9 protein-coding genes are annotated in these 12900 nt (G+C 72.8%); 4 read left to right on the forward strand and 5 right to left on the reverse strand.

Features of this window, described 5'->3' with window-relative positions; translation table 11 throughout:
- Positions 1 to 23 precede the first annotated feature (23 nt).
- The gene (gene cobS / locus ACH4MY_RS17285) at positions 24 to 788 is read left to right on the forward strand and encodes an adenosylcobinamide-GDP ribazoletransferase (protein WP_398003720.1); all 765 of its coding nucleotides are present in this window, start codon (positions 24 to 26) and stop codon (positions 786 to 788) included.
- Positions 789 to 864: 76 nt separating this feature from the next.
- On the opposite strand, the gene ACH4MY_RS17290 is transcribed toward cobS, so the two are convergent.
- From ACH4MY_RS17290 to ACH4MY_RS17310, 5 genes are read right to left on the reverse strand one after another with little or no spacing between them, the layout of a single operon-like run.
- Positions 865 to 1659 (reverse strand): endo alpha-1,4 polygalactosaminidase, encoded by a 795-nt coding sequence (locus tag ACH4MY_RS17290; protein WP_398003723.1) that lies wholly within the window; start codon positions 1657 to 1659, stop codon positions 865 to 867.
- A complete protein-coding gene (locus tag ACH4MY_RS17295; protein WP_398003725.1) occupies positions 1656 to 2273 on the reverse strand; it encodes a spherulation-specific family 4 protein in 618 nt (205 codons plus the stop codon). Before ACH4MY_RS17295 ends, ACH4MY_RS17290 begins: the two co-directional genes overlap by 4 nt.
- A 12-nt stretch (positions 2274 to 2285) precedes the next feature.
- Entirely contained in the window at positions 2286 to 3854 is a 1569-nt protein-coding gene (locus tag ACH4MY_RS17300) for a hypothetical protein (RefSeq protein WP_398003728.1), read from the reverse strand.
- On the reverse strand, positions 3851 to 5398 hold the full coding sequence (pelF, locus tag ACH4MY_RS17305) for a GT4 family glycosyltransferase PelF (RefSeq protein ID WP_398003731.1): 1548 nt from the start codon (positions 5396 to 5398) through the stop codon (positions 3851 to 3853). Before pelF ends, ACH4MY_RS17300 begins: the two co-directional genes overlap by 4 nt.
- A gap of 26 nt (positions 5399 to 5424) precedes the next feature.
- Positions 5425 to 7521 (reverse strand): hypothetical protein, encoded by a 2097-nt coding sequence (locus tag ACH4MY_RS17310; protein ID WP_398003733.1) that lies wholly within the window; start codon positions 7519 to 7521, stop codon positions 5425 to 5427.
- Between the two features lie 315 nt (positions 7522 to 7836).
- Here ACH4MY_RS17310 and ACH4MY_RS17315 point away from each other — a divergent pair, with 315 nt between their 5' ends.
- From ACH4MY_RS17315 to sucB, 3 genes are all read left to right on the forward strand, one after another.
- Positions 7837 to 9345 (forward strand): leucyl aminopeptidase, encoded by a 1509-nt coding sequence (locus ACH4MY_RS17315; RefSeq protein ID WP_398003736.1) that lies wholly within the window; start codon positions 7837 to 7839, stop codon positions 9343 to 9345.
- 292 nt (positions 9346 to 9637) lie between these two features.
- Positions 9638 to 11026, forward strand: a complete 1389-nt coding sequence (gene lpdA / locus ACH4MY_RS17320) for a dihydrolipoyl dehydrogenase (RefSeq protein ID WP_329278001.1) — start codon at positions 9638 to 9640, stop codon at positions 11024 to 11026.
- A gap of 62 nt (positions 11027 to 11088) precedes the next feature.
- Positions 11089 to 12849, forward strand: coding sequence for a 2-oxoglutarate dehydrogenase, E2 component, dihydrolipoamide succinyltransferase (sucB, locus tag ACH4MY_RS17325; protein WP_398003739.1), 1761 nt, complete (start codon positions 11089 to 11091; stop codon positions 12847 to 12849).
- Positions 12850 to 12900 lie beyond the last annotated feature (51 nt).

Genomic DNA, 12900 nt, shown 5'->3' on the forward strand with positions numbered 1-12900 from the left:
GAAGCGCCGATTACCCTGCCCGGATGGACGGCCTGCGTTTCGCCTTCGGCACCCTCACGGTGTTCCCCGCCCGCATCACCCGATGGGACCGGGACGCGGCACGCGCCGGCATGCTCTGCGCCCCGCTGGCCGGGCTGGTCGTCGGTGTCTTCGCCGCCGGGCTCGGCGCCACGTTCCTCGCGCTCGGCTCGGGCCCGCTGCTCGCCGCCGTCGTCACCACGGCCGTCCCCGCCGTCCTCACCCGGGGCCTCCACCTCGACGGACTCGCGGACACCGCCGACGGCCTCGGCAGCGCCAAGCCCGCCGAGGACGCGCTGCGCATCATGAAGCAGTCGGACGTCGGCCCGTTCGGCGTCATCGTGCTGCTCCTCGTCCTGCTCGCCCAGGTCGCCGCGCTGTTCGAGCTGTACGAGGAGAGCTGGGCGCACGGCGCCGTCGGCGCCGTCCTCGCCGCGGCCGTCGCCCGCCTCGCCCTCACCCACGCCTCCCGCCACGGCGTCCCCCCGGCCCGCCCCGAGGGCCTCGGAGCGATCGTCGCCGCGACGGTCCCGGTCCGCTCGGCGACCCTGACGACGGCGGTGGTCCTGGTCCTCCTCGCCGGGACGGGCCTGCTCTTCTCCCCGTACGACGCCGTCCACAACGTCCTGGCGGCGGGCGCGGCCCTCGGCGCGGCGGCGGCGCTGCTCCGCCGGTGCGTCCGGCGGTTCGGCGGGGTGACGGGGGACGTGTTCGGGGCGGTGGAGGAGACGGCGGCGACGACGGCCCTCGTGGCGCTTGCACTGGGCTGACCCGTACCCGCCCGCGGCTTCGAGAGGTGTCCTCCGACCGGGCCGGACACCTCTCACGAGCCCGGCGCCACACCCTTTAGCAGGCCCGGCGCCACACCCCCAGCTCGTACCGCTTCTGCATCGAGCTGAGACCCAGGGCCCGGACCTGCGGGCAGAACTCCCGGGCCTCCAGCTCGTACTCGACGTGGAAGACCGCCTTGCCCGCCTTCACGAACGGAACGAGCCGGCCGCACTCGTCGAACTCCGCGCACTGTTCGTTGACCGCGAAGTCGAAGTCCGGGAGCAGCTGCGGGATCTGGTCCAGGTCGTTCTTGAGGCCCACCGCGAGACCCCGTTCACGGGCGAGGCGGGCGATCAGACGGTTGTAGCGGAGCTGGTCGGCGGCGGTCAGGGGGAAACCGGTGGTGTTGCGGTAGCCGTCCATGTTGTCGGGCTCGACCGCGTCGAAGCCCTTGGCGCGGCACATGTCGAGACGCTCGGTCATGAGCGGGGTGAGGACGTCGGTCCGGCGGATGTCGAGCCAGCGTTCGCCCTTCCAGCCGTTGCCCTTGCCGAGTACGGACTTCGGGAACGCCGCCGCGTCCGGCCGGAAGTCCTCCCAGGCACCGGTCGAGAGGTAGCAGATGACCTTGCGGCCCCGGCGGTGGAGGTCCTGGACCGCCGACGCCGGGTGGTCGAAGCCGTCGATGTCGTACACGGGGACGTCGACCGTCGGGTCGAGCCGGCCGCTGAGCTGCCACTGCCAGGCGAGGCCCGGCTTCGGCTGCCACCGCTTCTCCGCCCGCTTCGGGTCCGGGTCGGGGTCGGGAACCGTCGTACAGGCGGTGGCGAGGAGGAGCAGGCCCGCGAGCAGGGGCAGCAGTCGTCTCATCGGGCGGGCTCCAGGAGGTGCGGAAGGGTGCCCCAGGGGTGCGCGCCCGTACCGGGGACCGCGCAGTGCACCGGGGTGACGGGGCGGACACCGGGCGGGGCCGCGTAGACGAGGTGGCAGTAGTGGTCGGCGACCGGCAGGTCGAGTGTCCGGTACGTGTCCCAGGGCCCCTCGAAGGTGACGAGGAGGTCGGCGAACTCCTCGTAGCCCGGGTCCGGGTGGGCGCCGTGGTTGAGCACGAGGGTCGCGGCGCCGGCGGACCGGGCCGCGACCGCGATCCGGCGGTAGTGGGCGAGGGCCGCCGGGGCCGTCGAGACCTGGTCGAGGAAGGCGCCGTCGGTGCCGTACCAGTCGCGGTGCCGGAGCAGTTCGGTGACGACCTCGGCCTGCGGGCGGCGCCCGTAGGCGGTGTCCACGTAGCCGAGGAGGCGTACGCCTTCCGCCCGCAGCCGTCCGGCCGCCTCGGCGAACGCCGGGTCGGGGGATTCGCCCGCGCCGCTCGCCGGGTTGACGACGACGCCGTACAGGGACGGCGCCGCGCCGACGAGGGCCGACCAGGCCTCGGGGCGGTCGGCCGGGTGCTCGTAGAACGGCACCAGGAGGAAGCGATTCACGGGCCGGATCCCCTAGACACGGTGAGCGGTCGGTCGTACCAGCAGAACACAGGCGAGGACGGCGAGCACGGCGGCCGCTCCCCCGGCCGCCACCGGCCCGGCCGTGGGCGCCACGGCCTCCGCCGCCGCCGCGAGGAGACAGACGGCGGCCGCGCTGAGCACCGCGCCGAAGGCCTGGAGCAGCAGCCCCAGCCAGAGCACGGTGCCGATCAGGAGCAGGGTGACCAGCCGTGGCGGCGTCGGCCAGGGTGCGCCCGGCCAGGCCAGGGTCACGGCGAGGGTGAGGGCGACGAGGACCGTGAGGTAGCCGCCGAGACAGAGCACCAGGGTGCCGGTGACCGCGCGGCGGAACTCACGGGCGGTGGTGAGGGTCCGCAGCCGGGTCAGGCTCTCGCCCCGGAAGCGGTGCAGCAGCCACTCGGCGGGCCCCATGGAGAGGGTGAGCGCTATGACGGCCCCCGCTCCGCTCACCAGGGTGTCGCCGACACCCGCGTGGAGCACGAGCAGCCCGCTGCCGAGGCCGAACAGTCCGTACGGGAGGGAGGCGGCGCGCGGGGGCCCGCCGCGTCCGGCCGTGCCGCGCCGTGCGCCCGGCCGGAGGACGAGCCCGGCGAAGACGACGCCGGCGGTGAGCGCGGCGAGGAGGAGCCCGACGCGCAGGGGGTCGGGCAGGTCCCAGCGGAAGGCGGGGACGGCTCCGGCGAGCGGCACCAGGGCGCAGAGCAGGGCCCGTTCCCGGCCGAGGACCAGGAGCACGGTCGCGGCGGCGAGATAGACCGACTGCCCTGCGGCGAACAGGGCGGCCGGGATCTCGCCGGGTGCGGCCGCCGCGAGGGCGACGGCCGTGCCGGCGAGGGCGCCCACCGGGGCGCCGACGAGGAGGGTCCGGGCGGCGGCAGACCGGTCGCCGAGACCGAGCCAGGTGTAGGCGCGGTGGGACAGGGCCTGGTTCCACACCCAGCCGGTGACGGCGCCCGCGAGCAGTGGAACCGTTCCGCCGGGGAGCCCGAACCGGCTCTGCTCCCCCGCGAGCAGGGGCGCGGCGAGGACGTACGCGAGGCCGGGCAGCGCGAAGACGAGCCCGCGCAGGAGACAGGCCGCGAGCCCGGTGTGCCAGGCGTCGCCGGACGGTGCCTCGGGTGCGGGGTGACGCCGTTCCACGCGCGCGTAGAGGTCCTCGGCGAGTTCGAAGGAGTCGGCGCGGCCGTAGGTGAGCCGGATGTGGTCGTCGGTCATGCCGTCGGACTCGAGGATGGCGGCGATCTCGTCGGGGTGCACGGCGACGGCGGCGAACGCCCTCAGCCGCTCGGCGAGTTCGTCGAGGGGATCGTCGGCGAGACCGTCCGGGGCGGGTGCACCCGGCGCCCCGGGCGCCGGGCCGTCCGGGGCGTGGGTCTCGGGGCCTGTGGCAGTCGGGGCGGCCGGATCGGTCGGGGTGGTCGGGGTGGCCCGGGCGGCCGGGGTGGCCGGGGCGGAAGCCTCGGGCCCCGTCGCGCCCGGGGTCGTCTCCCGCCGCGGCCTCGGGATCGCCGGCAGCTGGGTGTCCGTGGTCGGCCGTCTCAGCCAGAGGGAACCGCTCATACCGGGGTTCCTCCCGCCACCAGGGTCGGGGTGATGCGGCGCGGGGCCGGAAGGCGGACCGGCCAGGGCTTCGGATGCGCCGCGGGCCGCACGGGCTTGACGCGGTCGCCCGCCAGCTCGCGGTAGATCTGCCGGAATCCGTCCACCGAGCGGTGCAGGGTGAACCGGTCGATGACCCGCTGCCGCGCCAGACGGCCGAGTTCGGCACGCCGGACCCCGTCGCGGAGGAGCTCGGTGACGGCGGCGGCCATGACGGCCGGTTCGCGGGGCGGGACGACGATCCCGGTGTCGCCGACGGCCTCCCGCACCCCGCCGACGTCCGTGGAGACGGTGGCGCGGCCACAGGACATGGCCTCGATGAGGGAGAAGGGGAAGCCCTCGCTGATGGAGGAGAGCATCACCACACTGCCCGCTCCGTAGGCGCGCGGCACGTCGGAGACCCGGCCCTCGAAGGTGATCCCGTCGGCGACGCCGAGTTCGGCGGCGAGCTTCTCCAGACGGGTGGCGTAGTCCTCGTTCCCGGCGGGGACCGGGCCGAACAACCGGAGCCGCAGCGCGGGGAGTTCGGCACGGCAGATCGCGTACGCCCGGATCAGGGTTTCGAGGTCCTTGATGGGGTCGACGCGGCCGCACCAGCTGAGGGTGGGCGTCTCGGGTTCGGGGCCGGCCTCGGGGAAGAGGGCCGGGTCGACGCCGTTGTAGACGGTGCGGATGCGGTCGGCGGGGGCGCCGCCGCGCTCCTCCCAGCGCCGGTTGTACTGGTTGCAGGGGGTGATGAGGTCGGCCTTGCGGTAGCCCAGGGTGTTGAGCTCACGGTAGAAGCCGAGCATGAGGGCCTTGACGGGCCAGCGTTGCGCCTCGGTGCGGTAGCCGAGGTAGCGCTCGCGGAGGTAGATGCCGTGTTCGGTGAGCAGGAAGGGCACCCCTTCGAAGTGCTGTGCGGCGAGCGCCGGAAGAGTGGCGAGGCCGCTGGAGACGGCGTGGGCGACGCCGCCGCCGGCTATCCGGGCGGCGAGCGGTCGCAGGGCGTGTTCCAGCAGGTCGGTGGCGGTGAGGGCGTCGTGGACGGTGGGCCGGGCCGCGAGCGTCGGCAGATGCGGCATGGTCCAGATCCACATCAGGGAGCGCAGGGCGGCCTCGGAGCGCAGGGCGGCGGTCAGCCTTCCCTGCCGGGCGAGTTCGGCCAGCTCGTACAGGCCGGTGCCGAAGTCGCAGTCCGCCTCGGGGTCGAGGAGGGCGAGCAGCAGACGCTCGTAGGTGTCGAGGAAGCGACGGCGCGTACGCCCCCGCAGGGGCCGGCGCGCGCGCACGGGCGCGGCCGGTCCCTGCGGGAGTCCCCAGAGGGGGTACGCGGTGTGCCGGGTGACGTTGGACGGCAGCTCCCAGGTGACGGGTTCGCGGCCGCTGCCCGTGAGGGCGAGGATCTCGAAGTCGACCTCGGGCATGCCGCGGACGAGCTGGTCGCACCAGGTGCTGACGCCGCCGTGGACATGCGGGTAGGTGCCTTCGGTGAGCATGGTGACATGACGGCCACTGCTCGGCATGTGCGTTTCCCCCCAGAACGTGCTGGTCAGGCGGTCGGGAGCGTGAGTGTGACGCTGGTCTGGAGCACTTCGGGCGCGGTCCAGGCGGACCGGGTCCCGGCGTAGGCCGTGCCGAAGACGGTGGTGCCGAGGAGGAGGCGCTTGCGGGTGCCCTCGGGGGCGGTGAGGGGTGCGACGACGCCGGAGGGCGCCTTGACGGTGACCGCGGTGCCGATGCGGTAGGCGGTGACCTTTCCGGCGGCGAGGGCCTGGTCCCAGGCGGCGCGGCGGGTCAGTTCGGTGCCGACGTCCCGCTGGGCCGGGTTCACCAGAGGGGCGCTCGGCGCGAACAGGCCCCGGTAGTCGGTGAGGATCCGGTCGAGGACGGGGTAGAGGAGGCGCTCCTCGGCGAGGTTGGACTGGTGCACGTAGTGCGGGCGCGGGTCGTTGCCCAGCACGTGGGAGAGGGCGGTGCGGGCTTCCTGCGGGACGATGTGGTCGGCGTACCCGGTGGTGGTGGGGAGCGGCTCGGTGAGGCAGGTGGAGAGCGGGTTGGACTCGCAGATGCCGCTGCCGCCGTCGGCGGCGGCGGTGTAGAGCCAGTTGTACTCGTCGGCCATCTCGGCGGCGGTGCCCACGTTGTAGTACACGTTCATCGGGTGGCGGGGCACGGTCTTCGCGGCGCCGGAGGCGGTGCCGATCGAACGCTGCTGCGGCTCGCGGGAGTTGTCGCTGCCGGCCCACTTGACGCCGTTGTCGGCGAGGGCCCCGGCGAGGTTGGGGTTGTCGACGGGCTGCTGGGGCAGCGTCCTGAGGCCGGAGTGCTCGCCGGTGACGAGTTCGGAGCGGTCGACGGCGATGCCCTTGCGGACGGCCCAGTTCTGGTTGTCGCGGATCTGGGCGGAGAGTTCGGCGCGGCTGACCCACAGGGTGGCGCCCTGGGCGTTCTTGGCGCACTGCCAGGGGACGACGGTGTTGTCCTGGACGCAGCCGAGGAAGGGGTGGGTGTAGGTGTGGTTGATCCACCGGTACTGGGCGCGGTCCGCGACGAGCCGGTCGGTGAGCGGGTCGGAGCCGGCGTGCTCGGTCTTCCACTGCTCGCCCTGGCCGCCGTTGTAGACCATGTCGAGGGTGAGGCCGGAGGACTTCTGCCAGGTGGCGGCGTACTGGGCGTCGGCGACCGTCATCCGGATCGGGTTGGCGCCCTCGCCGTCGTCGCCGACGCAGTCGAAGTCGCCGGGGGTGCAGTTGAGCGCGGCGTCCCAGCGGGCGTCGGGGGCGAAGACGTCGTCGACGTGGACGGAGAGGTAGTTGCGGCTCTGGCCGAGGTGGACGCCCTGGGTGAGCCAGTCGACGATGCCGCGGGCGAGCGCCCGGAACTGCCGCTGGTACTGGTTGTAGGCGAAGGTGACGACCAGTTCGCGGCGCCCGTCGGCGGTGTACTCGCCGACGAGGCTGGCCCGGGCGCCGCCGGCCGCTCCGTCGACGGGCACGTCGACGTAGCTGGTGTAGCCGGCGCGGGGGCGGCCCGCGTAGCCGTAGCTCTCGGCGATCGCGGGGTCGTTGTCCTCGAAGGTGAGCGCCCCGGACAGGTACTGGAAGGGGCCCGCCTTCCCGGCGGCGGTGACGCCGGCGGTGACCCCGTCGAGGACTCCGGACCAGCCGCCCTCGTTGGTGTAGTCGAGGCCGACGCCGGGGTGCGACCAGGTGTAGGCGTCCACCTGCGGGATCCCGAAGGTCCGTTCGTACGCCTGGAGGGCGGTGTGTTCGGCCGAGTCGGGGCCGAAGGCGCTCTCGTGGGGCAGGACGACGCCCTGGTACTTGGCGCGGGGGCGTCCGTCGAGGGTGTCGCTGAGGAAGGCCGTGTCGAGGACCGGGCGGTTCGGATCGTTGAGGTCGATCCGGCGGTACGGCACGCCGGAGCCCTTGAGCTCGGCGGTGATCGCCCCGACCGCGCTGCCGCCGTCGTCGACGACGAGGACGGTGAGGTCGATCCGGGGCACGGGGGCCGCGAGGGCCTGCGCGGACGGGACGACGGTGGCGAGCAGCGCGGCGGCGGCGAGAGCCGCGACACGGGCGGTGCGGGATGCCGTGCGGGCACCGCGGGGAGCGGTTCTGGGCGTACGGATTCGGCCGGATTCCATCAGGTGGTGTCCCCCCTCGGCAGGTCGCCGCGCACCGGGTGCCGGAGCGGGGGACCTGTGGAGATGTTGCAGATGATGCGAAGACGGGAGAGTCGTCCTTGCGTGGCTGAGGCGAGTGTGAAGGAGCGTTCCGAGCCTGAACGGTAAACATGAAAGAGACACCACGGATGAGTGAATCACCGCCGCCGTGAGCGAACCGGGTGAGCGAGCGTAGGCTCGTTCTCGGCGCTCTCCGGGCCGAAATACGATGCGGCGGGCACGGTCGGCCCATCCCTCGACCGCCACAGAACTCAATGGAAGCGAGATTTCACCACCGTGACTGCTCTCACTCTCAGCACTGCCGGTGCGGCGACGCTGCGCGCCGACGCCCTCGTCGTCGGCATCGCGAAGTCCGGGAAGACGCTCGTCGTCGCCCCGGGCGCCGAGGCCGTCGACAAGGCCTTCGACGGCCGGCTCGCCACCGTCCTGGAGACGCTGGGCGCTACGGGCGCCGAGGGTGAGGCGACCAAGCTGCCCGCCCCCGCCGGTCTCAAGGCCCCCGTCGTCCTCGCCGTCGGCCTGGGCTCCGCGCCCGAGGACGGCGACTCCTACGCCGCGGAGACCCTGCGCCGCGCCGCCGGTACCGCCGCCCGCGTCCTGACGGGTGCGAAGAAGGCCGCGTTCGCGCTGCCGATCGCCGACCCCGAGGACGCCTCCGCGATCGCGGAGGGCGCCCTGCTCGGCGCGTACGCGTACACCGTGTACCAGGAGGCCGGCAAGGACGCCAAGAAGCCGCTGGGCGAGGTCGCCCTGCTCGGCGCCAAGCCGCGCGACAAGGCCTTCAAGGCCGCGGCCGAGCGCGCCCAGGCCGTCGCGGAGGAGATCAACCGCGCCCGCGACCTGATCAACATGCCGCCGAACGACCTGACCCCGGCCGCCTTCGCCGCCGCGGCCCAGGCCGCCGGCAAGGAGCACGGCCTCAAGGTCCAGGTCCTCGACGAGAAGGCGCTCGCCAAGGGCGGCTACGGCGGCATCCTCGGCGTCGGCGTCGGCTCGGACAACCCGCCGCGCCTGGTCCGGATCGCCTACACCCACCCGAAGGCGGAGAAGACCCTCGCCCTGGTCGGCAAGGGCATCACCTACGACTCGGGCGGCATCTCCCTGAAGCCGGCCGGCCACAACGAGACGATGAAGTGCGACATGAGCGGCGCCGCCGCCGTGTTCTCCTCCGTCGTCGCCGCGGCCCGCCTGGGCCTCGAGGTCAACGTCACGGGCTGGCTCGCCCTCGCCGAGAACATGCCGTCCGGCTCCGCCACCCGCCCGGGTGACGTCCTGCGCATGTACAGCGGCAAGACCGTCGAGGTCCTGAACACCGACGCCGAGGGCCGTCTCGTCCTCGCCGACGCGCTGACCAAGGCCTCCGAGGAACACCCGGACGCGATCATCGACGTGGCGACCCTGACCGGCGCCATGGTCCTGGCGCTCGGCAACCGCACCTTCGGCATCATGGCCAACGACGACGACTACCGCTCCGCGATCCACGAGATCGCGGACGAGGTCGGCGAGCAGTCCTGGCCGATGCCGCTCCCCGCGGACCTGCGCAAGGGCATGGACTCCCCCACCGCCGACATCGCCAACATGGGCGAGCGGATGGGCGGCGGCCTGGTCGCCGGTCTCTTCCTCCAGGAGTTCGTGGGCGAGGGCATCACCTGGGCCCACCTGGACATCGCGGGCCCGGCCTTCCACGAGGGCGCCCCGTACGGCTACACCCCCAAGGGCGGCACCGGTTCCTCGGTCCGCACCCTGGTGAAGCTGGCGGAGCGCACGGCGGCCGGCGAGCTCTGAACCGTGGTGTGACGGTACGGCCCCGAGGACTCCGGTCCCCGGGGCCGTACCGTTCGCCCGTCGTTCGCCCGCGACGAAATCCGTACGTTCGCACCCTCCGGTTACCCCCACGTACGGACGATCCGCCGATCTCACACACCGGCCCCGCGTCCCGCCATCCGTCAACAAGTGCGAAGATGGGTTCTCGGCAGGACAGGGCCCCCACCACAGGGCCGAAAATAAGCGGCCGAACACCAGCCGCCGCCCGGTCATCGAGGACCGGCGACGAGCGCACATGCATGGAGGACGTGACGTGGCGAACGACGCCAGCACCGTTTTCGACCTAGTGATCCTCGGCGGCGGTAGCGGCGGTTACGCCGCGGCGCTGCGCGGAGCGCAGCTGGGCCTGGACGTCGCACTGATCGAGAAGAACAAGCTCGGCGGCACCTGCCTGCACAACGGCTGCATCCCGACGAAGGCCCTGCTCCACGCCGGCGAGGTCGCCGACCAGACCCGCGAGGCGGAGCAGTTCGGTGTCAAGGCCTCTTTCGAGGGCATCGACATCAAGGCCGTGCACAAGTACAAGGACGACGTGATCTCGGGCCTGTACAAGGGTCTGCAGGGTCTCGTCGCCTCCCGCAAGGTGACCTACATCGAGGGCACCGGCCACCTGTCCTCCCCGACCTCCGTCGACGTCGACGGTCGTCGTGTCGAGGGCCGCCACATCCTCCTGGCGACCGGTTCCGTGCCGAAGTCCCTGCCCGGTCTGGAGATCGACGGCAACCGGATCATCACCTCGGACCACGCGCTGACCCTCGACCGGGTCCCGGAGTCCGCGATCATCCTCGGCGGCGGTGTCATCGGCGTCGAGTTCGCCTCCGCGTGGAAGTCCTTCGGCACCGACGTCACGGTGATCGAGGGCATGAAGCACCTCGTCCCCGTCGAGGACGAGAACAGCTCGAAGCTTCTTGAGCGCGCGTTCCGCAAGCGCGGCATCAAGTTCAACCTCGGCACCTTCTTCCAGTCCGCCGAGTACACCGACAACGGCGTCAAGGTCACCCTGGCCGACGGCAAGACCTTCGAGGCCGAGGTGCTGCTCGTCGCGATCGGCCGCGGCCCGGTCTCCGCGGGTCTCGGTTACGAGGAGCAGGGCGTCGCGATGGACCGCGGCTACGTCCTGGCCGACGAGTACATGCGCACCAACGTGCCGACGATCTCGGCAGTGGGCGACCTCGTCCCGACGCTCCAGCTCGCGCACGTCGGCTTCGCCGAGGGCATCCTCGTCGCGGAGCGCCTGGCCGGCCTGAAGGCCGTCCCGATCGACTACGACGGCGTGCCCCGGGTGACGTACTGCCACCCCGAGGTCGCCTCCGTCGGCATCACCGAGGCCAAGGCCAAGGAGATCTACGGCGCGGACAAGGTCGTCGCCCTGAAGTACAACCTCGCGGGCAACGGCAAGAGCAAGATCCTCAAGACCGCGGGCGAGATCAAGCTCGTCCAGGTCAAGGACGGTGCCGTGGTCGGCGTCCACATGGTCGGTGACCGCATGGGCGAGCAGGTCGGCGAAGCACAGCTGATCTACAACTGGGAGGCGCTGCCGGCCGAGGTCGCGCAGCTCATCCACGCCCACCCGACGCAGAACGAGGCGCTCGGCGAGGCCCACCTGGCCCTGGCCGGCAAGCCTCTGCACTCCCACGACTGACGCTCACGTCATCACAGGGCGCGACGACCACTTCCCGCAATTCGTTAGGAGCAACTGAAACCATGTCGGTTTCCGTAACCCTGCCGGCGCTCGGCGAGAGCGTCACCGAGGGCACCGTCACCCGCTGGCTCAAGGCCGAGGGTGAGCGTGTCGAGGCCGACGAGCCGCTGCTCGAGGTCTCGACCGACAAGGTCGACACCGAGATCCCCGCCCCCGCCTCGGGCATCCTGGCCTCCATCAAGGTCGCCGAGGACGAGACGGTCGAGGTCGGCGCCGAGCTGGCCATCATCGACGACGGCACCGGCGCCCCGGCCGCCGCTCCGGCCGCCGAGCCCGCCGCGGCCCCGGCCGCCGAGGCCCCCGCCGACGAGGCCCCGGCCGCCGAGGCCCCGGCCGCTCCGGCCCCCGCGGCCGAGGCTCCCGCCGCCGCTCCGGCGGGCGGTGCCACCGGCACCGACGTCGTGCTGCCCGCGCTGGGCGAGTCCGTCACCGAGGGCACCGTCACCCGCTGGCTGAAGTCGGTCGGCGAGACCGTCGAGGCCGACGAGCCGCTGCTCGAGGTGTCCACGGACAAGGTCGACACCGAGATCCCGGCCCCGGCCTCGGGTGTCCTCCTGGAGATCGTCGTCGCCGAGGACGAGACCGCCGAGGTCGGCGCCAAGCTCGCCGTCATCGGTGCCGCGGGTGCCGCTCCGGCCGCCGCTCCGGCTCCGGCTCCGGCCGCCCCCGCCGCGGCTCCGGCCCCGGTCGCCGCTCCGGCTCCGGCCGCCCCCGCTCCGGCCGCTCCGGCTCCGGCCCCCGCGCCGGTGGCCCCGGCCGCTCCGGCCCCGGCCGCCCCGGCCCCGTCGATCGCTCCGGCCGTCGTCACCCCGGTTCCGGCGACCCCCGCGGCCGAGGACGGCGCGTACGTGACCCCGCTCGTCCGCAAGCTCGCCACCGAGAACGGTGTCGACCTGGCGGCCGTCAAGGGTTCGGGCGTCGGCGGCCGTATCCGCAAGCAGGACGTCCTCGCGGCCGCCGAGGCCAAGAAGGCCGCCCAGGCTCCCGTCGCCGCCGCTCCCGCGGCCGCCGCGAAGGCCCCGGCCCTCGAGGTCTCCCCGCTGCGCGGTCAGACCGTCAAGATGACCCGCATGCGCAAGGTCATCGGCGACAACATGATGAAGGCGCTGCACGGCCAGGCCCAGCTGACCTCGGTCGTCGAGGTCGACATCACCAAGCTGATGAAGCTGCGCGGCCGCGCGAAGGACGCCTTCGCCGCCCGTGAGGGCGTCAAGCTCTCCCCGATGCCGTTCTTCGTGAAGGCGGCGGCCCAGGCGCTGAAGGCCCACCCGGTCATCAACGCCCGGATCAACGAGGACGAGGGCACGATCACCTACTTCGACACCGAGAACATCGGTATCGCGGTGGACTCCGAGAAGGGTCTGATGACCCCGGTCATCAAGGGTGCGGGCGACCTCAACATCGCCGGCATCTCGAAGAAGACCGCGGAGCTGGCCGGCGCCGTGCGCGCCAGCAAGATCACCCCGGACGACCTGGCCGGTGCGACCTTCACCATCTCCAACACCGGTTCGCGCGGCGCGCTCTTCGACACGATCATCGTGCCCCCGAACCAGGTCGCCATCCTGGGCATCGGCGCCACCGTGCGCCGTCCGGTCGTCATCAACCACCCGGACCTGGGTGAGACGATCGCGATCCGCGACATGACGTACGTCGCGCTGTCCTACGACCACCGTCTGGTGGACGGCGCCGACGCCGCCCGCTACCTGACCTCGGTCAAGGCGATCCTCGAGGCCGGCGAGTTCGAGAACGACCTCGGTCTGTAGGGCTCACGCCGAAAGGCAACGTAACGAGCCTCACCTGCGGCGCCCCCGTCC

The sequence above is a fragment of the Streptomyces sp. NPDC017246 genome (assembly GCF_044331325.1).
Taxonomy (GTDB): domain Bacteria; phylum Actinomycetota; class Actinomycetes; order Streptomycetales; family Streptomycetaceae; genus Streptomyces.